Here is a 24,244-nt window from a genome sequence, read left to right on the forward strand (position 1 = left end):
TTTTTGTGGGTTAAACCAGGCTGAAATTCACCTTGTCCACGTCCAAGCTGGTGACCTTGACGGCGATCTCCAGCTGGACGCGGAACTCACGGCGCTGGCGTGGCAGGAAGAAGAACAGAAACTTCTCCACCCGGACCGACTCCTCGGCCTTGAGGACCTGAACCTCGACCGGTTCGAGCCGCAGCATGACGTGCTGGCTGCCCTTGAGCAGCATGGGTTGCACCTGGCTGAGGGCGGCGGCGAACGCCTGCTGGCGAGTCGCCCCCTTGCCGTTGACGATGACCTGGGTGGTGAAGTGTTCTTTCATCAGGCGCGACCGTGTTTCTTGGCGAAGGCTTCGATCAGCTTCTGGCCCAGCTCTTCCTTGTCCATGAAGCCGAAGCCCAGCACCACGCAGCCTTCGTTGATGGCGGTGACGCCCTCCTCGATGGATCGCATGCCGTAGCGGCACTTGTAGCCGTATTTGGTCTGGGCCGTGATGGCGCCAGCTCCGCCGCTGCCGCAGAAGGAGATGCCGAGATCCGCCTGCTCCTTGTTCATCACATCACCGAGCTTCATGTCGGCGGCCATGCCGGGGATGACGGTGACGCTGGCACCGGCGGCTTCGGCGCCTGCCCCTACTTTCTGGCCCTTGCCGAGACGATCTCCAATCACGAGTTTGATGGCTGACATACAGGTATCTCCTTGATTAAGGGTTCAGTACTGAACTGAGTTCATTTTCTTTGGCGACTTCGAAATGGACGGACAACAGATGGGCCTCTTCGTAGGCCAGCTTGTCCAGCCAGGCGACGACCTGTTCGGCCAGTCGCAGGGAGAGGGGGGAGATCTCGTCAAACAGGCTGAGATCGACTTCCGGCAGGGCCTCCCCGCTGTAGGAGCGCCACACCATGGCTTTGACGTGGGAGGCCAGCATCTGCCGCTGCACCTCGTTCGGGAGTATGCCCTGCTCGGCCAGCAGGGGATAAATGCGGGCCAGGGTCAAGTCTGTCTTGCGCAACAGGTCCGGGCTGTCCGGAGTCAGGGGGCTGTCGGGGTTGGTCTTCAAGGTCTGCTCTCCAAGGCTGGCAGAAGGAATGACCCTACCCTAAGGGGGCAAAGCAGTATGGAGGAGGCAGCTTTTTTCCGATTCGAACTGGAAATCCCCCCGGGAAGCAGACCCAAAGCGGACGTTTTTGTGGTTCAGAGGGGCAAAAAGGGGGGCCTGGCGCCGGGCGAGCGTGATCGGCGCCGCACTTTGGGGCCGGGATCCTGATGACGGGCGGGATGTGGAATTGTGAGTCGCCTCACGCAAAGGGAGAGAGGCGGAAATGAAAACAGGGCCATAGGGGCCCTGTTTGCAGTAGAAGCGCGGGCTTAGCTGGTCGAGGCCGCACCGCTGGCGGGCAGATTCTGGTAGCGCACGTCTTCCTCGATGATGACGTCCACGTCCAGGGGTTTGCCATTGCGGATGACGGAGATGCGCAGCTTGGTGCCGGGACGGCTCTCGACGATCTTGTCCATGACGGCGCGTACCCCGCTGATGGCCTCGCCGTTGACCTTGAGTAGCACGTCACCGCGCTTGAGGCCGGCCTTGCTGGCCGGCCCTGTCGGATCCAGGCTCTCCACCACCAGACCCTGCAGGTCACCCAAGTTCATCATGCGGGCGACTATGGGGTTGATCTCGACGCTGGAGATGCCGAGGTAGCCGCGGATGACCCGGCCGTTGGCGATCAGCTCGTCCATGATGCGCTTGGCCAGCTTGTAGGGGATGGCGAAGCTGATGCCGTAGCTCTCCTGGTTGCCGTTGAGGTGGTAGGCGGCTGTGTTGATGCCCACCAGATCCCCGCGGCCATTGACCAGGGCGCCACCCGAGTTGCCCTCGTTGATGGCGGCGTCGGTCTGCAGCAGATCCTGCCGGCCATTGCTGTCCGGCCCCATGCTGGAGAGGCCGATCCGGCCGGTGGCGCTGATGATGCCCTGGGTGATGGTCTGGCCGACGTTGTAGGGGTTGCCGATGGCGAGCACCACGTCCCCCACGTCCGGCAGGCGGTCGGGATCCTGGGGGATCACCGGCAGGTTGTCCGACTCGATGTAGAGCACCGCGAGATCGGTCAGCTTGTCGGAGCCGACCAGTTCGGCGCTGAAGACCCGGCCATCCTGCAGCGCGACTATGATCTGGTCCGCGTCGGCGATGACGTGGTAGTTGGTCAGCACGTGGCCACGGGAGCTCATGATGACCCCGGATCCCAGGCCCTGGGGCCTCAGCTCGGCCTTCTCGCCGCGATTGCCGGCGAAGCTGCGGGTGTAGATGTTGACGACGGCGGGGCCGGCGCGATGGGCCGCGTAGGAGAAGCTCAGCTCGCGGGCATTGGTGATGAGGCCAGGCAACTGGGCACCACCGCGGAAATTGGGGAACAGCAGCAACAGAAGAGCCGCCACGGTGAGACCGAAGGCGACAGACTTGCCCAAGTAGCTGATCAAAGGTGGGATTTTCATGTCATTCTCATCCGTACATGCTGCGCGCAGAGAATAACATCATCGGTGGATAAAAATCACCCGCGGCGGTTGCCGCGGGTGTGAGAGGCTTAACGGATCACCAAATAGAGGGAGGAGTCGCCGCGCTGGATGTTCAGCGCCAGCACTTCCGGCTTGTCCTTCAACGCCTTGGTCAATTCGCCCAGGGTGTTGATGCGCAGGCGGTTGACCCCGATGATGATGTCGCCCTTCTGCAGGCCGGAGGCGGCGGCAGGGGAGCGCGGATCGATATCGGCGACGGCCACGCCGCTGACGGGGTCGCTGGTGGTGCTGAGCTTGGCCCCTTCCAGTGCCGGGTGCAGGGCGCTGGCGAGGATCTCGCTGTCATCCGCCTTCTTCAGGGTGACCTTGACGGTCTGCTCCTTGCCATCGCGGATGAGGCCGAGGGCGACCTGCTTGTCGGCTCCCATGGTCGCAATCTTGGCGCGCAGTTCACCGAAGGAGCGGATGGCCTTGCCATCGATGCTGACGATGATGTCGCCCGCCTTGATGCCGGCCTTGGCGGCGGCGGAGTCAGGCATGACCTGGTTGACGAAGGCGCCGTCCTTCTTGTTGTAACCGAAGGACTTGGCGATGTCCGTGGTCAGTTCGGTACCGGTGATCCCCAGCTGGCCGCGGCGTACTTCACCGTATTTGACGATCTGCTCGGACAGGTCGCGCACCATGTTGGACGGGATGGCGAAGCCGATGCCGATGTTGCCGCCGTTCGGGCCCAGGATGGCGGTATTGATACCGATCAGTTCGCCGCGCAGGTTGAGCAGGGCACCACCTGAGTTGCCGGAGTTGATGGCCGCATCGGTCTGGATGAAGTTCTCCAGGTTTTCGATGTTGAGGCCGCTGCGGCCCAGGGCGCTGACGATGCCGGAGGTGACGGTCTGGCCCAGGCCGAACGGGTTGCCGATGGCGAGCGCATAGTCACCCACCCGCAGGTCGTCGGAATCGGCGAACTTGATTTGTACCAGGTCGTCGGCCTTGATCTGCAGCAGGGCGATGTCGGACTGCTTGTCCTCGCCTATCTTCTTGGCCGCGTATTCACGGCCGTCCTTCAGATTGACCTTGATCTCGTCCGCCTCGTGAACCACGTGGGCGTTGGTGATCACATAGCCTTTCTTCGCATCTATGATGACGCCGGAGCCCAGCGCCTGGAAGGGCTGCTCGCTCACCTGCTCGTCAGGCATGTTGGGGCCGAAGAAGAAGCGGAATTGTTCGGGCAGGCGCTGGCGGGTGATCTTCTTGCCAGAGACGGAGATGTTGACCACGGCAGGGGTGACCTGCTCGAGGACAGGGGCCAGGCTCGGCATCTCCTGGTTGTTCGCCAGCAGGGGCAGGGCAGCTTGCGCTGGCGCCGCAGACAGGGCGATACCGACACTGAGGGCTAAGACACTGAATACAGAAAGAGATTTACGCATATGAGAAACAGCTCCCAGAAAAAGTTGCAGTGCAATCGTCAAGGTCTGACCACGATAAGGCGTAATAAGTTCCACCAGGAACTAGCTGGATTGCTTGAGCAGGCCAGAGGCTCCCGCGTAGTCACGGGGGGGCAGACCCGGTTCCTCGTTGGCTGACTCGTCCTTCACCTCTTCGGCCTGGGGCTCGCGGAACAGCGGCTCCTGCACCTTGGCCAGGAACTTGCTCTGCTCGGCCATGTGGCGATAGAGGGTCTGGTATTGATCGGCCAGCTGCTCCATCAGGGCGGCGCTGTCGGCGAAGTGGGTGTTGATCTGGCCCTGATAGCTTTCCAGCTCCTTGTGAGCTTTTTTCAGCTCCTGCTCCAGGCGCCCGGCATCCCGGCTGCGGACAGTGAAGCGACCGACCAGAACGCCGATGATGAGAGCGGCTACCGCCAGCAGGATCCCGTTTAACAGAGTCATAGATGCTCCTTGTTACAGCTAAATCGATGAGTGTTGAGACGGCCGGAGTGGCCGCTATGCCTCGATGGCACTATACCGTGCGCCCCGAGGGCGTGATACCATTTTGTCCTTCATTCAGGGACTTGGAGGCGGTTTACAGGATGACCCCGCAGCAAAAATACCAGCAGGATTTGCAGCGTCCCGGCTTTTTGGCCGACCCGGCCCAGGCGATGGCCGTGGCCAGGCTGGAACGACTCTATCAGGATTTGTGCGCCAGCCCGACTCCGACCAGATCCCGTGGCCTGTTCGGCTGGCTGCAGAAAACCAGGCCGCCAGCCCCCATCCTTGGACTCTATATGTGGGGCGGAGTGGGCCGAGGCAAGACCTGGTTGATGGATACTTTCTTCGAGAGCCTGCCGGGGACGCGCAAACTGCGCATTCACTTCCACCGCTTCATGCACCGGATCCATGATGAACTCAAGGGGCTGACCGGCCAGGCCGATCCCCTCAAGCTCATCGCCCGCAAGCTGGCGGATGAGACGGATGTTATCTGCTTCGACGAATTCTTCGTCTCCGACATCACGGACGCCATGCTGCTGGGCACCCTGTTCCAGGAACTCTTTGGCCACGGGGTGGTGCTGGTGGCGACCTCCAACATCCCCCCCAAGGATCTCTATCGCAACGGCCTGCAGCGGGCCCGCTTCCTGCCCGCCATCGAGCTCATCGAGCGCCATTGCGAGGTGCTCAACGTGGATGGGGGGGTGGACTATCGGTTGCGCACCCTGGAGCAGGCCGAGATCTATCACTTCCCGCTGGACGCGCAGGCCAAGTGCAACCTGGACCGTTACTTTGGACAGCTGACCGGTCTGGGGCAGGCGAGCCCGTCCATGCTGGAGGTCAATCATCGCCAGCTGAGCGCGCTCGGGCAGGGGGAGGGGGTGCTCTACATGGAGTTCGAGCAGCTCTGCTGCACCCCCCGCTCCCAGGGGGACTACATAGAGCTGGCCCGGGAGTTTCACACCGTCTTGCTGGCGAATGTGCAGCCAATGGGGATGGGGACGGATGATGCCGCCCGCCGTTTCATCGCCATGGTGGATGAGTTCTACGAGCGGCATGTGAAACTCATCCTGTCGGCGGCCGTACCCATGGCCGAGCTCTATGGAGAGGGTCTGCTGAATTTCGAATTCAGGCGCTGCCTTTCCCGGCTTCAGGAGATGCAATCGCACGAATACCTTGCCAGAGTGCACCTTCCTTAGTCACAATACCGCGCCTGCCAGTCGGATGGGCATCTGCGGCAGGTAGGGCCGGGCGACATTTGCTAGCTTCATGGCAGTGAAATTAGCAGGTGATATTTAAGGCAACTTCACTTATAATCGCCCGGCCCACGTTACAGCTGTCGATAAGACAGCAACACTTTAAGCTTTACTTGTATTCGAAGGGGTACAGGTAGGCCATCGTTTGTTGTTTGTGGGAGAGCCCCCATAAGCAATTGGGTCTGTAACAGGTAATTGGGTTTAACTTAATGAAAACTTTCGTTGCCAAGCCAGAAACCGTAAAACGTGACTGGTACATTGTGGACGCAGAAGGTAAAACTCTGGGTCGTATCGCCACCGAGATCGCTGCTCGTCTGCGCGGTAAGCACAAAGCGGAATACACTCCGCACGTTGACACCGGTGATTACATCATCGTTGTAAACGCCGAGAAGGTACACGTAACCGGTAAGAAATCTACCGACAAAATGTACCACGCTCACTCCGGTTTCCCGGGTGGTATCAAGTCCATCAGCTTCGACAAGCTGATTCAGCGTAAACCGGAAATGGTAATCGAAGCTGCCGTCAAGGGCATGCTGCCGAAGGGCCCGCTGGGTCGTGCCATGTTCCGTAAGCTGAAAGTTTACGCAGGCGCAGAGCACGCTCATGCTGCTCAGCAACCTCAAGTACTGGATATCTAACGGGAACTGGCAACATGGCAGAAAATCAATACTACGGTACCGGCCGTCGCAAAAGCTCCACTGCTCGCGTCTTCATCAAAGCGGGTAGCGGTAAAATCGTAATCAACCAGCGCTCCCTGGAGCAATACTTCGGCCGTCCGACTGCCCGCATGGTAGTTCGTCAGCCGCTGGAGCTGGTTGAGATGACCGAGAAACTGGATCTGTACATCACCGTTAACGGTGGTGGCATCTCCGGTCAAGCTGGTGCGATCCGCCACGGTATCACTCGTGCTCTGATGCAGTACGACGAGACCCTGCGTTCCGAACTGCGTAAAGCAGGCTTTGTTACTCGCGATGCCCGTAAGGTTGAGCGTAAGAAAGTCGGTCTGCACAAAGCGCGTAAGCGTCCGCAGTACTCCAAGCGTTAATTCGCTTTTGGTACGCACTCTCACGAGTGTCAAAAAAGCCTGGCAATCGCCAGGCTTTTTTTATTGGTAATATTCCATCCGCCATTGCTAACCATACGTCACAAAAGACAAAAAAATGTGTATTTATTGTTTTCACCCATCGACTCTCTTTCTTGTCAGGTTGTTATCTTTTCTTTAAAATTCCCTTGTCTTTCTGTGTCAATTGCCACTCCGCTTCCGCCGCAGTTGTCATGGGGGAGTCGAAAGGGAAACGGGACACTAATAAGAATGAGCGGAGTCCACATGGGAGAGTTTTTGGATGAGCAATGCGCCAGTTGATACCGGCCGCCGCAGATTTCTTACCTGGTCAACGGTTGCCGTTGGCGGTGTAGGAGCTGCTTTTACCGCAGTGCCGTTTATAAAATCATGGAACCCGAGTGCCAAAGCCAAAGCGGCGGGGGCCCCGGTTGAAGTCGATATCAGTAAGTTGGAACCGGGTCAGCTCATCCGTGTCGAGTGGCGTGGCAAGCCGGTCTGGGTGGTGAAGCGTACCAAGCAGACGCTGGACGCCCTGGCGGCGCACGACGGCAAGCTGCGGGATCCTGCCTCCGATGAACCACAGCAACCGGACTACGCCCACAACGGCTACAGATCCATCAAGCCCGAGATCTTCGTGGCCGTTGGCATCTGTACCCATCTGGGTTGCTCCCCCTCTTACCTGCCGGACAGCTTCGGCGAGCAGGTCCAAGGGGTGACCTCCGGCTTCTTCTGTCCCTGTCATGGCTCCAAGTTTGACATGGCTGGTCGGGTATTCCAGGGCGTTCCCGCGCCGTTGAACCTGGTTATCCCGCCATATCAATTCCTCAGCGACACCACCATCCTGGTGGGCGCCGATGGCAAGGAGGCCTGATCATGTTGACCAAACTCATGGGCTGGATCGACGATCGTTTCCCGCTCACCGCCATGTACAACGATCACATGGCCAAGTACCCCGCGCCCAAGAACCTGAACTTCTGGTACTTCTTCGGCTCTCTCGCCATGCTGGTGCTGGTCAACCAGATCATCACTGGCATCTGGCTGACCATGAACTACAACCCTTCCGCCGAAGGTGCCTTCGCCTCGGTGGAGTACATCATGCGGGATGTGGACTACGGCTGGTTGCTGCGCTACATGCACTCCACCGGCGCGTCCGCCTTCTTCGTGGTGGTCTACCTGCACATGTTCCGCGGCATGATCTACGGCTCCTACCAGAAGCCGCGCGAGCTGCTGTGGATCTTCGGCATGTTGATCTTCCTGGTGCTGATGGCGGAAGCCTTCATGGGCTACCTGCTGCCCTGGGGCCAGATGTCGTTCTGGGGGGCCCAGGTCATCATCTCGCTGTTTGGTGCCATTCCGGTCATCGGTGACGATCTGACCCTGTGGATCAGGGGGGACTACGTCATCTCGGGTGCCACCCTGAACCGCTTCTTCGCGCTGCACGTCATCGCCCTGCCGCTGGTGCTGGTGATGCTGGTTGCCATGCATATCCTGGCGTTGCACGAAGTGGGCTCCAACAACCCGGACGGCATCGACATCAAGAAGCACAAGGATGAGAAAGGCTGGCCGCTGGATGCGGTGGCGTTCCACCCTTACTTCACCGTCAAGGACATGATCGGGGTGGCAGGCTTCCTGTTCCTGTTCTGCGCCATCATCTTCTTCAAGCCGGACATGTGGGGTTACTTCCTCGAGAAACCGAACTTCGAGGTGGCGAACGGTCTGAAGACCCCGGAGCACATCGCCCCGGTCTGGTACTTCACCCCCTTCTACGCCATCTTGCGGGCGGTGCCGGACAAGCTGCTGGGGGTCATCATGATGGGCCTGTCCATCGTCGTGCTGTTCCTGCTGCCCTGGCTGGATCGCTGCAAGGTGCGCTCGGTGCGTTATCGCAGCACGCTGCACAAGCTGAACATCGCCCAGTTCGTGGTCTGCTTCGTCATCCTGGGGGTGCTGGGCGTACTGCCGTCGACGCCGACCCTGACCCTGGTCGCACAGATCTGTTCACTGGGCTATTTCGGATTCTTCGTCCTGTTGTTCTTCTACAGCAAGAATGAGAGCACCAAGCCGCTGCCGGAGAGGGTGACATTCAAATGAAAAGAATAATTTTCGCGGTACTGGCCCTGTTGCCGAGTCTGGCACTGGCGGCCGGCAGCGGTTTCCCGCTCGACAAGGCCGATTACGACCTGGGTGACAAGGCGTCCCTGCAACGCGGGGCCGCCACCTTCATGAACTACTGCGCAGGTTGTCACTCCACCCAGTACCAGCGTTACAACCGGGTGGCTGCCGACATCGGCATCCCGGAAGACCTGATGCGGGAGAACCTGATCTTCACCGGCGCCAAGATCGGCGATCTGATGAAGAGCGCCATGTCCGAGAAGGATGCGGCGCGCTGGTTCGGGGCGCCACCGCCGGATCTGACCCTGGTGGCCCGAGTGCGCGGTGCGGACTGGATCTACACCTATCTGCTCTCCTTCTACGTGGATGAGACCCGTCCATTCGGGGTGAACAATGCGGTCTTCCCGTCCGTGGGCATGCCCCATGTGCTGGAACCGTTGCAAGGGACACCCAGGGCCGAATTCGGCACCCACGAGGTGGATGGCCAGCAGGTTCAGCAAGTCGTCAGCATCAAATCTGACGGCAACGGTGAAATGAATAACGAAGAATATGATCAGACGGTACTGGATCTGGTAAACTTCTTGGTCTACTCGGCTGAGCCGGTACAGCAGGAGCGCGAACGCATGGGCTTCTGGGTACTCGGTTTCATCGCTATCTTCTTCATCTTCACTGTGCTGTTGAAGAAGGAATTCTGGCGCGACGTTCACTAATCGACCAGATCAGGGTAATATGACGCACGGCAATGGAGATAAAACACCTTCATTGCCGTTTCTGCTTTTTAATGACGGGAGGGTTCAATGGCTGTAGCTGCCAATAAGCGTTCGGTAATGACGCTGTTTTCCGGTGCCAACGATATGTTCAGCCATCAGGTGCGCATTGTCCTGGCGGAGAAGGGGGTGAGCGTGGATATCTGCCAGGTTGACCCGAGCAACCTGCCGGATGAGCTGGCCGAGCTGAACCCGTACAACAGTGTACCGACCCTGGTGGATCGCGAGCTGGCGTTGTACACCTCGCGCATCATCATGGAATACCTGGACGAGCGCTTCCCGCACCCGCCCCTGATGCCTGTCTATCCGGTGGCTCGCGGCAACAGCCGTCTGATGATGCACCGCATCGAGCTGGACTGGTACTCCCTGGCCGACAAGATCATGGCGGGCACCGATGCCGATGCCGCCCGTGCCGAGCTGCGGGACAACCTGCTGGCCATCGCCCCGATCTTCGGCGAGATGCCCTACTTCATGAGCGAAGAGTTCGGTCTGGTGGACTGCTACATGGCTCCGCTGCTGTGGCGTCTGCCGAGCCTTGGCATCGACTTCACCGGTCGTGGCGCCAAAGAGCTGAAGGCCTACATGGTTCGCCTGTTCGAGCGTGAATCCTTCCAGGCCTCCCTGACCGAGGCCGAGCGCGAGATCCGCGCCGGCATATGAGTATGGAACCCACCATGACTCCCAGTCGCCCGTACCTGTTACGGGCATTCTTTGACTGGCTGCTGGATAACGATCTGACCCCCCACCTGGTGGTCAATGCCAACATCCCCCATGTGATGGTGCCGATGCAGTTTGTACAGGATGGCCAGATCGTTCTGAACATAGCGCCACGGGCCGTGGGCCAGTTCCACATGGATAATGATGCCGTCAGCTTCAGCGCCCGTTTCGGCGGCGTGTCGCAGCAGGTCTACATCCCCATGGCGGCCATCCTGGCCATCCATGCCCGGGAGAACGGCGTGGGTACCCTGTTCCCGCCCGAGCCGGGTTATGATCTCTGGCTGGAACAGGCAGAGGCACCGGTGGAACCGGAGCCGGAGCCGCCGCGCCCCAGTGGTCGCCCGACCCTGAAGGTCATCAAATAAAAAACGCAGCCAACTGGCTGCGTTTTTTCATGCTCGCGTTCCTGCCCGTGATCAGTTCTGGGCAAACTCGAAGGCCTTGATCACCTGCTTCACGCCGCTGACGTGGCGGGCTATCTCCACCGCCTGATCCCCCTCCTGACGGGTCACCAGACCGATGAGGAAGACCTCGTTGTTCTCGGTCACCACCTTGACCTTGGTGCTGTCGAAGCCCTTGGTGCCCAGCATGTCGGCCCTCACCTTGGAGGTGATCCAGGTGTCGTTGCTGCGCACTCCGATGCTCACCGGCTTGCCGAGGCGCAGCTCGTTGTAGACGTGGCGAACCCCTTCGATGCGGGCCACCACCTTGCCCGCCTCCTGCTTGTAGGCATCGGACGGAGTCTGACCGACCAACAGCACGCGGCCGTTGTTGCTGTAGACGCTGATCTTGCTGGCGGCACTCAGCGGCTTGTTGTCTGCCAGTAGGTTGGCCGCTTTCAGTTCTATGGTCTGATCGTCCCACTGGGCACCCAGGGTGCGGCGATCGCCGGTGGCCTTGGTGGCACCGGCGGCGCCCCCCACCACGACGGCGGCGCAGCCTTGCAGCAGCAGGGAGGTGGTCAGCAGGCCCAGGACCCATATCTTCTTGTTCATGGTTTCAATCTTCCTGTTGCGGGAAAAGCGTCTGGTCGATGAGATCACAGAGGCAGTGCAGGGTCAACAGGTTCACCTCCAGAATGCGGGGGCGGCGGGCCGATGGCACCCGGATCTCGACGTCGTTGGGGCCGAGCAGGCCGGCGATCTCGCCGCCGTCGCCACCACCGAGCACTATGATGGTCATGTCGCGGGAGAGGGCCGCTTCCGCCGCCTTGATCAGGCTGCGGCTGTTGCCCGTGGTGGTGATGACCACCAGGATGTCCCCCGGTTGACCCAGGGCGCGGATCTGCTTGGAATAGACCTCTTCGAAGCCGTGATTGGTGGCGATGGCGCTGATGGTCGCCATGTCCGGGGTCAGGGCCATGCCGGGCAGGGAGGGGCGCTCGGTCTCGTAGCAGTTGACCAGCTCGGAGATGAACAGCTGGGCCAGGGCGGCGGAAGGACCGTTGCCGCATGCCATCACCTTGTGGCCATTGAGCAGGCAGATGGTCAGCATCTGGGCCGCGGTATGGATAGCCTCTGGCAGCGCCTCGGCGGCGGCTATCTTGGTCTGGATGCTCTCGGTGTAGTTCTCTTTGATGGGATCAGTCATGGGGTCCTCTTAAAATGCGTTCCGGATCCAGTGTGGCTGGTCGCCCTCGAACGCGATCACATCGAATCGGCAGGCCTGGCTGGCCTCGTTGATGGCATGTTGCTTGAAATAGTGGCGCGCGGCCAGCAGGATCTTGTGCTGCTTGCGCCGGGTGACCGAGCCGGCGGCACCGCCATGGCTGGCGCTCTCGCGATATCTGACTTCAACAAACACCAGGGTCTCCCCCTGGCGCATGACGAGATCGATCTCGCCCCCCCGGCATCGATAGTTGCGGGTCACGGGTTGCAGGCCCTGGGCCTGCAACCAGCGTTCCGCTACTCGCTCAAAGTGCTGTCCCTTGCTCGTCGGTGACGGGAACAGGTTCTGCCACTGCCGGTTCACTCGTGCCAGTAGACCCTTCATGGGGGCTCCCTTCTATCTGGGGCACGGCGCTGTCGCTCACCAGCTTGCCATTCTGGTAGATGGCCCAGTCCAGCATGCGCACTATGTTGCCCTGAGGATCCACGCTCAGCTGACCGCTCATACCCGGCTGCTGCATGGCGTTGACCTTGCGCATCTGTGGCAGGTTGCCTGCCAGGCTGACCGCATCATAGCCGAGGGCAAACAGACGCAGCAGGTCACCCTGGGTCTGGGGCCAGAGCGCGGCGATTTGCTCCCGCTCCTTCTCGTAGCCACCCAGCAGCAGCGGCATGTCGGAGATGTGCATGCCGTTGAGCTCGGAGGCTACTTCGGTAGTGCCACTGTCATAGCCACGGGAGCTGCTGTAGATGGGCAGGCTGCCCATGGGGTTGACCGAGATGTCCACGTAGGGCTTGATCATCCGGGTCTCCAGGCTGTTGGCCACCACATAGACGGCGTCTATGCTGCGGGGCGCGGCATCGGAGAGCTGGACTATCTCGCCGGCGCGGGCGGTGGAGCGGCCGCTCAGGGCGTTCTTGACCATACCCTGCACCTCGTTGCGCGCCCCGAAGGTGGCGACCACGGGTTTCTCCTGACTCAGACCCGCCCAGGACTGCTCGAATGCCTTGATGCTGCTGTAACCGATCCGGCCCTGGGCCGCGATCAGCAGGGGCTTACGATAACCCTGACCATAGAGGTACTGGGCGGCCTGGCCCGCATCGGCGGCGGCGGAGAGGGAGAAGTAGTAGGTGTTGTCATTGATGATGGGCTTGTCCAGCTCGTTCAGCGCCAGCACCGGCACGGTCGGATTGGCCTTGAGCAGCTCCTCGACCCTGTCCTTGAGCAGGGGGCCGATGATCATGTTCGCCCCTTCCTGGATCGCCTGCTTGTAGAGATCCCCCATCGCCTTGCCCTGGGTGTCGTAGAAGTTCAGGGTGAACTGACCCTGATTCTCCTTGTAGGACATCAGCATGCCGTTGCGAATGGCGGCGCCCTGGGCTTCCAGGTTGCCGGAGAGCGGCAGGAAGACGGCGACCTGCTGCAGCGTCCCCGCATTGGTGGTGGCGAGATCGCCGAGGCCGGCGGGCATGTCGCTCTGGGCCGGGTGATCCGGGAAGCTCTGCTTCCACCCCGCCAGTTGGCGGGAGAGCTGGCTGGGCTGGGCGCCGAACTCGTTCACCAAGGCCGCCAGTCGCAGCCAGCCTGTGGTCACGTCGGGGGCCGGTGCCTCTTCCAAAGCTTGCAGGGTGGAAGGGGTCATGCTTTTCAGCAGGGACCAGATCTGCTGGTGATTGGTGGAAAGCTCATTCTTGGCGAGATAGGATTCCAGCAGGATCAATGACTTGGCGGCACCGAACTTGTTGTTGATGTCGAGCTGCAGCACCACTCGCTGGCGATACCAGTCCTTCTGGGTGTCCGCATCCAGCGCCACCTCCGGTTTGCCCTCCAGCAGGATCAGCGCCTGGTTGGCGTTGCCCTGGGCCAGCAGCAGATGGGCCTGCAACAGTTGCAACTGGGCCTTCTGCTCCTCGCTCTGGGCCTGTTTTTGCAGTTGCTGGTAGAGCGCCGAGGCGGGCTTGGCCTGGCCGAGGGCCAGGTAGCTGCGGGCCGCCATCACCTGCCAGGTGAAGGCCTCGGCCGGCTTGGCGGGATCCACCTGCTCCAGATACCACTGGGCATTCTTGGTGAGATCCGAGAAGGCCGACGGCATGCCGGGCTGGCCGGCGGATGGATTAGGCTCCGACGCACAGGCGGCGAGCAAGAGCGCCGCGAGTAGGATGCCGAAGAGTCGTGATACACTTAGCTGCTTTGTAACCCGGTTCAAGTTCATTCCCCGACCAGTGTTGAAGTTCTCCATAGTGTAAACGGGCCAATATGGCGACACAATTGTCGGGACGCTCGGAGATCCCATGAGTGACATCCCAACCCTGTATATAGTCCCCACCCCGATCGGCAATCTGGCGGATATCACCCAGCGTGCATTGGACATTCTACGCAGTGTCGATCTGGTGGCCGCTGAGGATACCCGTCACACTGGCATCCTGCTCGGTCACTACCAGATCTCGGTGCCGACCTTCGCCCTGCATGACCACAACGAGCAGCAAAAAGCCGACGTGCTCATCGGCCGCATCAAGGAGGGCAAGAGCGTGGCCCTGGTCTCCGATGCCGGCACCCCCCTCATCAGCGACCCCGGTTATCACTTGGTCACCCGCTGTCGCGAGGCCGGGGTCAAGGTGGTGCCGCTGCCGGGGCCTTGCGCCGCCATCACGGCGCTCTCTGCCGCCGGTCTGCCCACCGACCGCTTCGCCTTCGAGGGCTTCCTGCCGGCCAAAGCCAAGGGACGGGACGACAGGCTGCAGGCCGTCATCGAAGACACCCGCTCCCTGGTGTTCTACGAGTCCCCGCGCCGGGTACAGGAGACGGTAGAGGCCATCGCCCGCATCCTGGGGGAGCGTCAGGTGGTGGTGTGTCGGGAGCTGACTAAGACGTTCGAGTCCATCCATGGCCTGCCGGCCTCCGAGATGCTGGTCTGGCTCGGCGAGGATGAGAACCGCTGCCGCGGCGAGATAGTGCTGGTGGTGGCCGGTGCCAGCAAGCTGGATGAGGAGCTGCCGGCGGAGGCGATCCGCACCCTGGGGCTGCTGGTGGCGGAACTGCCGCTGAAGAAGGCCGCCGCCCTGACCGCCGAGATCCACGGCGTGAAGAAGAATGCGCTCTATAAATACGGCCTGGAGCACCACTAGGCAGCACGAGTCACTGCGCTATCCCCGCGTACGGCATGAAACTCCGTCAGCCCTCATCGAATCGGTAAAATGGCTGGCTTTGACGGTGTTCAAGCCTAGTCTCGCGGTGGAAAGCACAATTGCGGGTTTACCCGGGGCGGGGGACAAGGCTATAATCCGCGCCCGGAGTTGGCTGGGCAATCGCTGCTTCGTCGTTGTGTCCCTCGGGACAGACGGGCGGAGGGGAGGAAAGTCCGGGCTTCATAGGGCAGGGTGCCAGGTAACGCCTGGGGGGCGTGAGCCTACGACCAGTGCAACAGAGAGCAAACCGCCGATGGCCCGCAAGGGATCAGGTAAGGGTGAAAGGGTGCGGTAAGAGCGCACCGCGCGACTGGCAACAGTTCGTGGCACGGTAAACTCCACCCGAAGCAAGACCAAATAGGCCCCTATTGGCGCGGCCCGCGTTGGGGGCGGGTAGGTTGCTTGAGCCAGCGAGCGATTGCTGGCCTAGAGGAATGATTGCTACCGGGGCAACCCGGAACAGAACCCGGCTTACAGGCCGACTCCGACCTATTCAGGTAAGCGATTACCTTAAAATCCCGGCCCTTAACAGGGGCCGGGATTTTTATTTTCAGCCTGCTGGATGGCGCATGGCGCCTTTTGGGGTTTTGTAATAAAGTTCTCGCCCATTTCGGTCGCTCTGTGTCGGCTGGACTATTTGTATCGATCACGCGGCTGGCCTGATGAGTGTCTCTATGGCAGTAGGGCGAGATGAAAATGGCTAAGGTGGTTTTGTAATGTCATCAAGCGGCGTAATGCTCACACCTTCTCGGCTGCTGTCCGCCGAGCGGGGCAGGGCCCTTCCCCATTATGATCTTCTGGGTGTCGACAGAGCCAATCAGGTTCGGCTCAAACAACTGAATGCCCAGCTGGGTGCCTTCTCGCTGCAGGCGTCGGGCTGCATGGCCCAGCTGTTCAACGCGGCGGATTGCGACCTGAATTACCAGGACTTCGCCTCCTCCCATCCCCAGGAGCAGGACGATCACCTGGTCTGGGTCGAGGCCCGCACCCCCATAGACCCGCAGCGCGTCGCCTATTTCTCCATCGCCCCCTCGGTGATCTATCGCCTCGCCGTGCTCTTCTTCGGCGGATCCCTGCAACACAAGGATGCAGCCAGCAACCATGGCAAGGGGCTGACGGACACCGAGCAGCGCCTGCTGCTGCGGCTGTGCCAATACCAGGTGGACATCTGGTCGGCCTGCCAGGGTCAGGGGGATCTCGCCTGGCAGTTGGCGCTTACCACCCGTGACGCCCTGCCTGCCACCCGACTCTGGGCGGCACAGGCCCGGCTGGTGGCGGGGGGCAGCACCCATGAGTGGCAAGTCTGGCTGGCGCCTCCCGAGGAGGCCGTCAGCATAGGCTCCTCCCGCCAGGTGCCAGAGGGCCAGCTGGAGCAGGTGCTGACACAGGTGCCGGTCAGCCTGCGGGTCGTGATGGGACAGATGTCCATGACGCTGGCGGATCTGGAGTGCCTCAAGGTGGGGGATGTGCTCTCGCTGGATTTGCCCGAGGTGGTGCCGGCGCTGATCGGCAACCGCCCCTGTTTTAACGGACGCATCGCTGAACATAAAGGCAGCCTGGTGTACCAGGTTGCAACCGTGGTAGAGGAGTAGTCGAAGCATGAACGAGCACAATATGAATGACCCGCTGGACCTGGATGGGCTGGACCAACTGTTTGGTGACGACATCAGCATGCCGAGTGCCGCCGACTACATGGCGCCCACCAACAGCACCAAGCAGCGCGATCTCTCCTTCTTCCATCAGATCCCGGTCAAGGTGACCCTGGAAGTGGCCAGCACCGAAGTCTCCCTCGGCGAGCTGATGCGGGTGGAGGAGGGGGCCGTCATCGAGCTGGACAAGCTGGCGGGCGAACCCCTGGATGTGCGCGTCAATGGCCGCCTGCTGGCAAGGGGCGAGGTGGTGGTGGTCAACGGCAAATATGGCCTGCGCCTGGTGGATGTGGTGGATACCAAGCTGCTCGGTGGTATGAACGACTGATGCGTTTCCTGCCGGTTGCCCTGCTACTGTGCTCCCTGCCTGGCTGGGGCGCAGACATGACGCTGTTCTCTGTCTCCCCGAGCGCGGCCGGGGGCGAGGATTACAGCATCAAGCTGCAGATCCTGTTCTTCATGACCCTGCTGGGTCTGTTGCCGACCCTGTTGCTGATGATGACCAGCTTCACCCGGATCATCATAGTGCTGGCGATTCTGCGCCAGGCCCTGGGGTTGCAGCAGAGCCCGCCGAACCGGGTGCTGATCGGCATCAGCCTGCTGCTGACCCTAGCCATCATGCGCCCGGTCTGGACCGAGATGTACCAGCATGCCTTCGTGCCCTATGACCAGAACGAGATCACCCTGACGGAGGGGCTGGCCCGCGCCGAGAAACCCCTGCGCCAGTTCATGCTGGCCCAGACCCGAGAACCGGATCTGGAGCAGATGCTGCGCATCTCGGGGGAATCCACCACGCTCGCCAAGAGCGAGGTGCCTTTCGGTGTGCTGCTGCCCGCCTTCGTGCTGAGTGAGCTGAACACCGCCTTCCAGATAGGCTTCATGCTGTTCATCCCCTTCCTGGTGATCGATCTGGTGGTGGCCAGCGTGCTGATGGCGATGGGGATGATGATGTTGTCGCCGCTGATCATCTCGCTGCCCTTCAAGTTGATGGTGTTCGTGCTGGTGGACGGCTGGTCCATGACGGTCGGCACCCTGGCCGCCAGTTTCGGCGGCGGAGGCTGACATGAGCCCGGAACAGAGCGTGGCCCTGGTCGGGGGGGCCGTGAACCTGGTGGTCATCATGGTTTCGGTGCTGATCGTGCCCGGTCTCATCGTCGGCCTGGTGGTCAGCATCTTCCAGGCCGCGACCCAGATCCAGGAGCAGACCCTCAGCTTCCTGCCCCGCTTCATCGTCACCCTGCTGACGCTCATCTTCACGGGGAACTGGCTGCTGTCGCAGATCACCACCCTGTTTGCCGACCTGTTCCAGAAGATCCCCGGGCTCATCGGATGAACTCCCTGCTGTCGCTCAGCGCGGCCGAGCTGACCGCCTGGCTGGGCCAGTGGTGGTGGCCCTTCGTGCGCATCGCGGCGGCCTTCTGGGTGATGCCGGTGTTTGGTGATGGCCGCATCCCGGCCCAGGTGCGCCTGCTGCTGGCCTTCGTCATCAGCCTGCTCATCGCCCCCATGCTGAAAGGCATGCCGCTGCTCGACCCCTTCAGCGTCGGGGCTCTGGTGCTGACCCTGGAGCAACTGCTGTTCGGGCTCTTGTTCGGGCTCTGCGTCCAGATGCTGTTCATGGTAATGACCATGGCCGGCCAGATCCTCTCCATGCAGATGGGCCTGGCGATGGCGGTGATGAACGACCCTTCCAACGGGGACACTGCCCCCATCGTCAGCCAGATCATGCTGATCTTCTGCTCCCTGCTGTTCCTCGGGCTCAACGGCCATCTGGTTACCCTGGATGTGCTGGTGCAGAGCATGCGCAGCTGGCCGCCGGGATCGTCCGTCTACTCCCTCGATGTGAAGGGGGTCATCGGCCTGTTCGGCTGGAGCATAGGCGCTTCTCTGATCCTGACCCTGCCCGCCGTGGTGGCCATGTTGATGGTCAACCTCACCTTCGGGGTGCTCAACCGTACGGCCCCCTCACTGAATATTTTCTCCCTGGGCTTCCCCATGACGCTGTTGCTGGGGCTGTTGACCATGGCCATCTCCATCAGCGGTGTGCCGGCCCGCTATCTGGATCTGGTCGGCCATGTGCTGGCCCAGCTCAGGGCCCTGACGCCCCCATGAGCCAGAACAGCGCCCAGGACAAGACCGAAGAGGCCTCCTCCCAGAAACGGCGCAAGGCGAGGGAAGAGGGCCAGATAGCGCGCTCCAAGGAGCTGAGCTCCGCCGGTTTGCTGCTGCTCGGCGGCTTGGCCATGCAGTGGATGGTGCCGAGCTTCGGCCTGTTCTTCGCCGAGCTGATGAAGCAGCCCCAGCGTTTCAACTGGCAGGGGGCGCGGGATCCCCAGATGATGGTCCAGTGGACCGCGGACGCGCTGATCGGCATGTTGTGGGTGCTGCTGCCGCTGTTCGGCCTGCTGGCCCTGTTGCTGGTGCTGCTCAGCATAGTGCCGGGGGGCATGGTGCTGACTTGGAAGAAGCTGATGCCGAGCGGGGAGAAGATCAACCCGCTCAAGGGGCTCAAGCGAATGTTCTCCTCCCACAGCCTGATGGAGCTGCTCAAGTCCCTGCTCAAGGTGCTGCTGATAGGGGGCACGCTCGCCCTGATGCTGCAGCACCAGTGGCCCCTGCTGATGATGATGAACCGCATGCCACCCCAGGCAGCCATGGAGCAGGCGCTGAGGATCCTCTCCCAGGCATTCATCTTGCTAGGCAGTGTGCAGATGCTGATCGCCGTGCTGGATGTGCCCTATCAACGCTGGTCGTTGAACAAGCAGTTGAAGATGACCAAGCAGGAGGTCAAGGACGAGCACAAGAACAGCGAGGGTCGCCCCGAGATCAAGGCGAAGATCCGCCAGGTGCAGGGCATGCTGGCACGGGCACGCATCGAACAGCGGGTGCCCCAGGCGGATGTGATCATCGTCAACCCGACCCATTATGCGGTGGCCATCAAGTATGATCCCGAGCGGGCCAACGCCCCCTTCGTGATCGCCAAGGGCATCGACAGCATGGCGGAGCGGATCCGCCAGGTGGCGAAGCAGCACGACAAGATGGTGATGAGCCTGCCGGAGCTGACCCGGGCCATCTATCACTCCACCCGGGTGGATCAGGAAGTGCCGGCGGGCCTGTATACCGCGGTCGCCTATGTATTGAATCACGTATTGCAGCTACGGGCCTATGAGGCAGGCAGGGGGAAGAAACCCAACCCCCTCGCTCCCCTGCATGTGCCGCCCGAGTTACGTCAACCTGAGAGGTAAGTTGTGAACTGGCGTGTATTGACCCAATCCTATACAGCTATCCCGCTGATGCTGTTGGCCATACTGGCGATGATGATCCTGCCTCTGCCGGGCTGGCTGCTGGATGCCCTGTTCACCTTCAACATAGTGCTGGCGGTGCTGGTGCTGCTGGTCTCCGTCTCGGCCCGCCGGCCGCTGGACTTCTCCGTGTTCCCGACCGTGCTGCTGGTCGCCACCCTGATGCGGCTGTCCCTCAACGTCGCCTCCACCCGGGTCGTGCTGCTGCACGGCCACGAGGGGCACGAGGCCGCGGGCAAGGTGATCCAGGCCTTCGGTGAGGTGGTCATCGGCGGCAACTATGTGGTCGGTCTGGTGGTGTTCGTGATCCTGATGATCATCAACTTCGTGGTCATCACCAAGGGGGGAGAGCGGATCTCCGAGGTCTCAGCCCGCTTCACCCTGGACGCCATGCCGGGCAAGCAGATGGCCATCGATGCCGATCTCAACGCCGGTATCCTGGACCAGCATCAGGCCAAGACCCGCCGGGAGGAGATAGCCAGAGAGGCCGACTTCTACGGGGCCATGGACGGGGCCTCCAAGTTTGTGCGCGGCGACGCCATCGCCGGTCTGCTGGTGCTCATCATCAATCTGGTGGGTGGCCTGGCCATCGGTATCTTCCAGCACTCCCTGCCGGTCTCCGATGCGTTTCGCATCTATGCCCTGCTCACCATAGGTGATGGTCTGGTCGCCCAGATCCCCTCCCTGCTGATGTCCACCGCCGCGGCCATCATAGTGACCCGGGTCAGCGACGAGGGGGAGATGTCGGATCAGGTCGGCCAGCAGATCCTGGCCTCGCCCCGTGTCATCTACACGGCGGCGACCATCATGCTGATCCTGGGGCTGGTGCCGGGCATGCCCATGCTGGCCTTCCTCAGCTTCGCCGCCGTGCTGGCCTGGACCGGCTGGAGCGTCAGCAAGCGCAGGGCCCAGGATCCGGCGCTGGATGCGGCCGAGGAGCTGACCCGGCAGATGGTGCAGCCCGAGCCACAGGGGCTGGACTGGCAGGATCTCGCCCCCGTGGACACGGTCGCCATCGAGCTCGGCTATCGGCTGGTGCCTCTGGCGGAGGCGGACAAGGGGGCCGAGCTGCTGGCCCGGGTGCGCGGCATTCGCAAGACTCTCTCCGAGCAATATGGCTTCCTGCTGCCCGAGATCCGGGTGCGGGACAACCTGCAACTGCAGCCGGACCAGTATCGCATCAAGCTCTCCGGCATCGCCCTGGCCATGGGCAACGTGGATTGCCAGCGGCTGATGGCCATCAGCAGCGGGGAGACCTATGGCGCCCTGGATGGCGAGCTGACCCAGGATCCGGCCTACGGCATGAATGCGGTCTGGATCTCCCCGGACAACAAGGCCAAGGCGCTGAACCTGGGTTATTCAGTGGTGGATTCCGCCACCGTCATCGCCACCCATACCAGCAAGTTGCTGAGGGAGCAGCTGGATGTGCTGTTCGGCCATGACGAGGTGGGCAAGCTGGGCCAGTACCTGGCGGTCCAGTCCCCCCGGCTGGCGGAGGAGCTCAACCTGGCCCTGACCCAGATGCAGCAGTTGCGGGTGTTCCGCCAGTTGCTCAAAGAGCAGATCAGCCTCACCGACATCCGCACCATAGCTACCACCCTGCTGGATGCGAGCGAGCTGACCAAGGATCCCGTCCTGCTGGCCTCGGACGTGCGCTGCGCACTGAGGCGGCAGATCGTCAGGCAGGCCATCGGTTCCCGGGACATCCTGGCGGCCTTCACCCTGGATGACAGGCTGGAGCAGACGCTGCTGAGCGCCATGAACCAGTCCCAGCAGCAGGGTAAGATCCAGCTGGACAGCTTCCCGGTGGATCCCCAGCTGCTGGCCCAGTTGCAGCAGAACATGCCGCTGGTGAAGGAGCAGTTGCAGCAGCAGGGCTATGCCCCTGTGCTGGTGGTCATGCCCCAGCTCAGACCCCTGATCGCCCGCTATGCCCGCTCCTTCTCAAAAGGTCTCAAAGTGCTCTCTTATAACGAGATCCCGGAAGACTTGCGGGTGGAGGTAATTGGCACCCTCGGCTGAAGTTGAATTGCCATGTCAACATCTTGATCAGGAAGTGGTTATTCCGCATATCTACTTGAATTGTCATATAAAGCCGTTATGATGTGACGGCTTTTGACGTGATGCACACTGGAATAAATAACAAAATACAAACAATCAGGTGTATCTCATGGCTTTAAGGATAACAAAGCCATGCCATCCTAATACGGGTCGTCGCATGATAAAGGCAAACTGAACTGAAAAGTCAGGACGCAAAGCCTCCGGTCTAACAGCATTGATGCTAACGATAGCGGGGTTACCAAGGCCATGATTCTCGCCTTGTTTTCATACCACTATAAGGTAAGCGCTCAATTAAGAAGCGTTATTCTTGTCGTGGTGCGTTTTTATTTATCACGGTCAGTTCTGTTGATTGATTCATGTGCAATCACAGGTTCGGGTTAATATGTTTTCTGATTTATCTATCAAGGAAAATTCAATACCCGTCGGTGTTGAATCGCACGCACATTTATTATTTGTCTCCTCATCGTTATCAAATGGAAACGATATTGGGGAGATGTTGTTGAATTGCGGCTACCGGGTTTCCTGCCAGGATTCCATCTCCCGGGCCAAGCAATTCCTCTCCTGCCATTCGGTGGATCTCATCCTGCTCGACATGGCGGTCATGACCGAAGCCGGCCCCTCCAGGGTGCATGAGCTGACGGGGGCCGACTGCGTCATCCTGGTCAATGAGGATCAGGCCTACCTGGCGGCGGAAGCCATGCGGGCCGGCGCCATCGATTACATCATCAAGCCCTTCAGCCAGCGCCAGATCCTCGATGTGGTGAGGGGGGCCTTGCGACTGCGCCAGGCCATTCCCAACCTGGTCGCGACCTCTGCCCTGAGCCTGCAGGTACTGCAACTCGCCAGGCGCGCCGCCAAGACCTCGGCCACCATCCTCATCGGTGGCGAGTCGGGGACGGGCAAGGAGCGGCTGGCCCGCTACATCCACGACATGTCCAACCGGGCGAACAAACCCTTCGTAGCCATCAACTGCGCCGCCATCCCGGAGGCCATGCTCGAGTCCATCCTGTTCGGTCACAGCAAGGGGGCCTTCACCGGCGCCACCGCCAGCCAGCAGGGCAAGTTCGAGCTGGCCCAGGGGGGCACCCTGCTGCTCGACGAGATCTCAGAGTTGCCCCTGGCGCTGCAGGCCAAGCTGCTGCGGGTATTGCAGGAGAAGGAGGTGGAGCGGCTCGGCAGCCATCAGGTGATCCCGCTGGATGTGCGGATCATCGCCGCCAGCAACCGGGATCTGAGGACGCTGGTGGCACAGGGGGAGTTTCGCGAAGACCTGTTCTATCGGCTCGATGTGCTGCCCATGAACTGGCCCGCCCTGCGGGAGCGGCCCGACGACATCCTGCCCCTGGCCAGCCACTTCATCGAACGCTACGCCGCCCAGCAGGGTTATCGGCTGAGCGAGGGGGCCAGCAGGCAGCTGCTCTCCTACGACTGGCCCGGCAATGTCCGTGAACTGGATAACGTCATCCAGCGGGCCTTAATTATGGCTCGCGGATTGCATATTCAGGCCGTCGATTTGATGCTGCCCCATTACGCAGCGGAGGCTGACAACCCGTTGTCGCAGGCCCTCGCGGCCCCCGAGGGGCTCAGCGAGACCAAACGGCATGCGGAATTTCAATTCGTCCTGGAGACGTTGCGCCGTTTTCGTGGTCACCGCACCCGGACGGCGGAAGCCCTCGGGATGACGACCCGGGCACTTAGATACAAGCTGGCGGCCATGCGTGAGCAAGGCATCGATGTCGAGCAGCAGATTCAGAACTAAGGGATAACCGAGTGAAGATTGAGATGATGTCATCACAGGTGACACTCCTGCAGCAGATGCAGGAAATGCAGCGAGTCGCCAACCAAGCTCCTTCCATCGAACCAAACGAGGCATCGACTGTCTCGTTCAGCGATGCCATGAAAGATGTCGTCGGGCGGGTGAACGAACAGCAGAATATAGCGTCCAGGCTCATGACCGCAGTCGATGCGGGTCAGAGCGACGATCTGGTGGGGGCCATGGTGGCCAGCCAGAAGGCCGGCCTCAGCTTTTCCGCCCTGATGCAGGTGCGCAACAAGCTGATGACCGGCTTCGATGACATCATGCGCATGCCGCTCTGAGGTTGG

General features: G+C 61.1%; 28 protein-coding genes, 1 other RNA gene and 1 riboswitch. Of the genes, 19 read left to right on the forward strand and 10 right to left on the reverse strand.

The window, feature by feature from the left end:
- Positions 1-10: 10 nt before the first annotated feature.
- From ACT5M9_RS13950 to ACT5M9_RS13975, 6 genes are all read right to left on the reverse strand, one after another.
- A complete protein-coding gene (locus tag ACT5M9_RS13950; RefSeq protein WP_457982075.1) occupies positions 11-307 on the reverse strand; it encodes a DUF4312 family protein in 297 nt (98 codons plus the stop codon).
- Complete coding sequence (locus ACT5M9_RS13955) at positions 307-672, reverse strand: SFCGS family glycine-rich protein (RefSeq protein WP_438550805.1); 366 nt, start codon at positions 670-672, stop codon at positions 307-309. Before ACT5M9_RS13955 ends, ACT5M9_RS13950 begins: the two co-directional genes overlap by 1 nt.
- A gap of 16 nt (positions 673-688) precedes the next feature.
- Positions 689-1,045: a transcriptional regulator gene (locus ACT5M9_RS13960; protein WP_457982076.1), complete on the reverse strand. Its 357-nt coding sequence runs from the start codon at positions 1,043-1,045 to the stop codon at positions 689-691.
- Positions 1,046-1,353: 308 nt separating this feature from the next.
- A complete protein-coding gene (gene degS, locus ACT5M9_RS13965; RefSeq protein ID WP_438550803.1) occupies positions 1,354-2,475 on the reverse strand; it encodes an outer membrane-stress sensor serine endopeptidase DegS in 1,122 nt (373 codons plus the stop codon).
- A gap of 89 nt (positions 2,476-2,564) precedes the next feature.
- Positions 2,565-3,923 carry a Do family serine endopeptidase gene (locus tag ACT5M9_RS13970; RefSeq protein ID WP_457982078.1) on the reverse strand — a complete coding sequence of 453 codons (1,359 nt, stop codon included), beginning with the start codon at positions 3,921-3,923 and terminating at the stop codon, positions 2,565-2,567.
- Between the two features lie 81 nt (positions 3,924-4,004).
- Positions 4,005-4,385 carry a Z-ring associated ZapG family protein gene (locus ACT5M9_RS13975; protein ID WP_438550801.1) on the reverse strand — a complete coding sequence of 127 codons (381 nt, stop codon included), beginning with the start codon at positions 4,383-4,385 and terminating at the stop codon, positions 4,005-4,007.
- Between the two features lie 140 nt (positions 4,386-4,525).
- Here ACT5M9_RS13975 and zapE point away from each other — a divergent pair, with 140 nt between their 5' ends.
- The 8 genes from zapE (at position 4,526) to ACT5M9_RS14015 (ending at position 10,701) form a co-directional block, all read left to right on the forward strand.
- Positions 4,526-5,620: a cell division protein ZapE gene (gene zapE / locus ACT5M9_RS13980; RefSeq protein ID WP_457982079.1), complete on the forward strand. Its 1,095-nt coding sequence runs from the start codon at positions 4,526-4,528 to the stop codon at positions 5,618-5,620.
- A gap of 266 nt (positions 5,621-5,886) precedes the next feature.
- Positions 5,887-6,315: a 50S ribosomal protein L13 gene (gene rplM, locus ACT5M9_RS13985; protein ID WP_005305895.1), complete on the forward strand. Its 429-nt coding sequence runs from the start codon at positions 5,887-5,889 to the stop codon at positions 6,313-6,315.
- A 14-nt stretch (positions 6,316-6,329) separates the two neighbouring features.
- Positions 6,330-6,722: a 30S ribosomal protein S9 gene (gene rpsI, locus ACT5M9_RS13990; RefSeq protein WP_005336286.1), complete on the forward strand. Its 393-nt coding sequence runs from the start codon at positions 6,330-6,332 to the stop codon at positions 6,720-6,722.
- A 298-nt stretch (positions 6,723-7,020) separates the two neighbouring features.
- On the forward strand, positions 7,021-7,611 hold the full coding sequence (gene petA / locus ACT5M9_RS13995) for a ubiquinol-cytochrome c reductase iron-sulfur subunit (RefSeq protein WP_438549443.1): 591 nt from the start codon (positions 7,021-7,023) through the stop codon (positions 7,609-7,611).
- Between the two features lie 2 nt (positions 7,612-7,613).
- Entirely contained in the window at positions 7,614-8,831 is a 1,218-nt protein-coding gene (locus ACT5M9_RS14000) for a cytochrome b (RefSeq protein WP_456501928.1), read from the forward strand.
- Positions 8,828-9,562: a cytochrome c1 gene (locus ACT5M9_RS14005; RefSeq protein ID WP_457982080.1), complete on the forward strand. Its 735-nt coding sequence runs from the start codon at positions 8,828-8,830 to the stop codon at positions 9,560-9,562. The genes ACT5M9_RS14000 and ACT5M9_RS14005 overlap by 4 nt, the downstream gene beginning before the upstream one ends.
- 87 nt (positions 9,563-9,649) lie before the next feature.
- Entirely contained in the window at positions 9,650-10,279 is a 630-nt protein-coding gene (sspA, locus tag ACT5M9_RS14010; protein WP_438549440.1) for a stringent starvation protein SspA, read from the forward strand.
- Positions 10,276-10,701 (forward strand): ClpXP protease specificity-enhancing factor, encoded by a 426-nt coding sequence (locus ACT5M9_RS14015; protein WP_438549439.1) that lies wholly within the window; start codon positions 10,276-10,278, stop codon positions 10,699-10,701. The genes sspA and ACT5M9_RS14015 overlap by 4 nt, the downstream gene beginning before the upstream one ends.
- A gap of 51 nt (positions 10,702-10,752) precedes the next feature.
- Here ACT5M9_RS14015 and dolP read toward each other — a convergent pair whose 3' ends face one another.
- The 4 genes from dolP to ACT5M9_RS14035 are packed head-to-tail and all read right to left on the reverse strand — an operon-like array spanning position 10,753 to position 14,156.
- The gene (dolP, locus tag ACT5M9_RS14020; RefSeq protein ID WP_457982081.1) at positions 10,753-11,331 is read right to left on the reverse strand and encodes a division/outer membrane stress-associated lipid-binding lipoprotein; all 579 of its coding nucleotides are present in this window, start codon (positions 11,329-11,331) and stop codon (positions 10,753-10,755) included.
- Between the two features lie 4 nt (positions 11,332-11,335).
- Positions 11,336-11,926: a D-sedoheptulose-7-phosphate isomerase gene (locus ACT5M9_RS14025; protein ID WP_457982082.1), complete on the reverse strand. Its 591-nt coding sequence runs from the start codon at positions 11,924-11,926 to the stop codon at positions 11,336-11,338.
- A gap of 9 nt (positions 11,927-11,935) precedes the next feature.
- Complete coding sequence (locus ACT5M9_RS14030; RefSeq protein WP_457982084.1) at positions 11,936-12,328, reverse strand: YraN family protein; 393 nt, start codon at positions 12,326-12,328, stop codon at positions 11,936-11,938.
- On the reverse strand, positions 12,249-14,156 hold the full coding sequence (locus ACT5M9_RS14035) for a penicillin-binding protein activator (protein ID WP_457982085.1): 1,908 nt from the start codon (positions 14,154-14,156) through the stop codon (positions 12,249-12,251). The genes ACT5M9_RS14030 and ACT5M9_RS14035 overlap by 80 nt, the downstream gene beginning before the upstream one ends.
- Positions 14,157-14,235: 79 nt before the next feature.
- Here ACT5M9_RS14035 and rsmI point away from each other — a divergent pair, with 79 nt between their 5' ends.
- The 11 genes from rsmI (at position 14,236) to lfiE (ending at position 24,238) form a co-directional block, all read left to right on the forward strand.
- The gene (gene rsmI / locus ACT5M9_RS14040) at positions 14,236-15,069 is read left to right on the forward strand and encodes a 16S rRNA (cytidine(1402)-2'-O)-methyltransferase (protein ID WP_457982086.1); all 834 of its coding nucleotides are present in this window, start codon (positions 14,236-14,238) and stop codon (positions 15,067-15,069) included.
- Positions 15,070-15,233: 164 nt separating this feature from the next.
- An RNA gene (gene rnpB / locus ACT5M9_RS14045) (RNase P RNA component class A) lies at positions 15,234-15,619 on the forward strand.
- A gap of 244 nt (positions 15,620-15,863) precedes the next feature.
- Positions 15,864-16,721: a lateral flagellar motor switch protein LfiM gene (lfiM, locus tag ACT5M9_RS14050; protein WP_457982087.1), complete on the forward strand. Its 858-nt coding sequence runs from the start codon at positions 15,864-15,866 to the stop codon at positions 16,719-16,721.
- 7 nt (positions 16,722-16,728) lie between these two features.
- A complete protein-coding gene (gene lfiN / locus ACT5M9_RS14055) occupies positions 16,729-17,106 on the forward strand; it encodes a lateral flagellar motor switch protein LfiN (protein ID WP_457982088.1) in 378 nt (125 codons plus the stop codon).
- Positions 17,106-17,840 (forward strand): flagellar type III secretion system pore protein FliP, encoded by a 735-nt coding sequence (gene fliP / locus ACT5M9_RS14060; protein WP_438549431.1) that lies wholly within the window; start codon positions 17,106-17,108, stop codon positions 17,838-17,840. The genes lfiN and fliP overlap by 1 nt, the downstream gene beginning before the upstream one ends.
- 1 nt (position 17,841) lies before the next feature.
- The gene (fliQ, locus tag ACT5M9_RS14065) at positions 17,842-18,111 is read left to right on the forward strand and encodes a flagellar biosynthesis protein FliQ (protein ID WP_438549430.1); all 270 of its coding nucleotides are present in this window, start codon (positions 17,842-17,844) and stop codon (positions 18,109-18,111) included.
- The gene (gene lfiR / locus ACT5M9_RS14070; RefSeq protein ID WP_456501920.1) at positions 18,108-18,890 is read left to right on the forward strand and encodes a lateral flagellar biosynthetic protein LfiR; all 783 of its coding nucleotides are present in this window, start codon (positions 18,108-18,110) and stop codon (positions 18,888-18,890) included. Before fliQ ends, lfiR begins: the two co-directional genes overlap by 4 nt.
- On the forward strand, positions 18,887-20,023 hold the full coding sequence (gene flhB / locus ACT5M9_RS14075; protein WP_457982090.1) for a flagellar biosynthesis protein FlhB: 1,137 nt from the start codon (positions 18,887-18,889) through the stop codon (positions 20,021-20,023). Before lfiR ends, flhB begins: the two co-directional genes overlap by 4 nt.
- Before the next feature lie 3 nt (positions 20,024-20,026).
- A complete protein-coding gene (gene lfhA, locus ACT5M9_RS14080) occupies positions 20,027-22,102 on the forward strand; it encodes a lateral flagellar biosynthesis protein LfhA (protein ID WP_457982091.1) in 2,076 nt (691 codons plus the stop codon).
- A gap of 194 nt (positions 22,103-22,296) precedes the next feature.
- Positions 22,297-22,384: riboswitch (cyclic di-GMP riboswitch) on the forward strand.
- Between the two features lie 253 nt (positions 22,385-22,637).
- Positions 22,638-23,900, forward strand: coding sequence for a lateral flagellar response regulator transcription factor LafK (gene lafK / locus ACT5M9_RS14085; RefSeq protein ID WP_457982432.1), 1,263 nt, complete (start codon positions 22,638-22,640; stop codon positions 23,898-23,900).
- An 11-nt stretch (positions 23,901-23,911) separates the two neighbouring features.
- On the forward strand, positions 23,912-24,238 hold the full coding sequence (gene lfiE, locus ACT5M9_RS14090; protein WP_438549426.1) for a lateral flagellar hook-basal body complex protein LfiE: 327 nt from the start codon (positions 23,912-23,914) through the stop codon (positions 24,236-24,238).
- Positions 24,239-24,244 lie beyond the last annotated feature (6 nt).

This window comes from Aeromonas sp. AE23HZ002T15, assembly GCF_054165525.2.

Bases quoted from the DNA above. Each gene is read 5' to 3' on its own strand.
- ACT5M9_RS13950 (WP_457982075.1), bottom strand. From the start codon at position 307: ATGAAAGAACACTTCACCACCCAGGTCATCGTCAACGGCAAGGGGGCG.
- ACT5M9_RS13955 (WP_438550805.1), bottom strand. From the start codon at position 672: ATGTCAGCCATCAAACTCGTGATTGGAGATCGTCTCGGCAAGGGCCAG.
- degS (WP_438550803.1), bottom strand. From the start codon at position 2,475: ATGAAAATCCCACCTTTGATCAGCTACTTGGGCAAGTCTGTCGCCTTC.
- ACT5M9_RS13970 (WP_457982078.1), bottom strand. From the start codon at position 3,923: ATGCGTAAATCTCTTTCTGTATTCAGTGTCTTAGCCCTCAGTGTCGGT.
- ACT5M9_RS13975 (WP_438550801.1), bottom strand. From the start codon at position 4,385: ATGACTCTGTTAAACGGGATCCTGCTGGCGGTAGCCGCTCTCATCATC.
- zapE (WP_457982079.1), top strand. From the start codon at position 4,526: ATGACCCCGCAGCAAAAATACCAGCAGGATTTGCAGCGTCCCGGCTTT.
- rplM (WP_005305895.1), top strand. From the start codon at position 5,887: ATGAAAACTTTCGTTGCCAAGCCAGAAACCGTAAAACGTGACTGGTAC.
- rpsI (WP_005336286.1), top strand. From the start codon at position 6,330: ATGGCAGAAAATCAATACTACGGTACCGGCCGTCGCAAAAGCTCCACT.
- petA (WP_438549443.1), top strand. From the start codon at position 7,021: ATGAGCAATGCGCCAGTTGATACCGGCCGCCGCAGATTTCTTACCTGG.
- ACT5M9_RS14000 (WP_456501928.1), top strand. From the start codon at position 7,614: ATGTTGACCAAACTCATGGGCTGGATCGACGATCGTTTCCCGCTCACC.
- ACT5M9_RS14005 (WP_457982080.1), top strand. From the start codon at position 8,828: ATGAAAAGAATAATTTTCGCGGTACTGGCCCTGTTGCCGAGTCTGGCA.
- sspA (WP_438549440.1), top strand. From the start codon at position 9,650: ATGGCTGTAGCTGCCAATAAGCGTTCGGTAATGACGCTGTTTTCCGGT.
- ACT5M9_RS14015 (WP_438549439.1), top strand. From the start codon at position 10,276: ATGAGTATGGAACCCACCATGACTCCCAGTCGCCCGTACCTGTTACGG.
- dolP (WP_457982081.1), bottom strand. From the start codon at position 11,331: ATGAACAAGAAGATATGGGTCCTGGGCCTGCTGACCACCTCCCTGCTG.
- ACT5M9_RS14025 (WP_457982082.1), bottom strand. From the start codon at position 11,926: ATGACTGATCCCATCAAAGAGAACTACACCGAGAGCATCCAGACCAAG.
- ACT5M9_RS14030 (WP_457982084.1), bottom strand. From the start codon at position 12,328: ATGAAGGGTCTACTGGCACGAGTGAACCGGCAGTGGCAGAACCTGTTC.
- ACT5M9_RS14035 (WP_457982085.1), bottom strand. From the start codon at position 14,156: ATGAACTTGAACCGGGTTACAAAGCAGCTAAGTGTATCACGACTCTTC.
- rsmI (WP_457982086.1), top strand. From the start codon at position 14,236: ATGAGTGACATCCCAACCCTGTATATAGTCCCCACCCCGATCGGCAAT.
- lfiM (WP_457982087.1), top strand. From the start codon at position 15,864: ATGCTCACACCTTCTCGGCTGCTGTCCGCCGAGCGGGGCAGGGCCCTT.
- lfiN (WP_457982088.1), top strand. From the start codon at position 16,729: ATGAACGAGCACAATATGAATGACCCGCTGGACCTGGATGGGCTGGAC.
- fliP (WP_438549431.1), top strand. From the start codon at position 17,106: ATGCGTTTCCTGCCGGTTGCCCTGCTACTGTGCTCCCTGCCTGGCTGG.
- fliQ (WP_438549430.1), top strand. From the start codon at position 17,842: ATGAGCCCGGAACAGAGCGTGGCCCTGGTCGGGGGGGCCGTGAACCTG.
- lfiR (WP_456501920.1), top strand. From the start codon at position 18,108: ATGAACTCCCTGCTGTCGCTCAGCGCGGCCGAGCTGACCGCCTGGCTG.
- flhB (WP_457982090.1), top strand. From the start codon at position 18,887: ATGAGCCAGAACAGCGCCCAGGACAAGACCGAAGAGGCCTCCTCCCAG.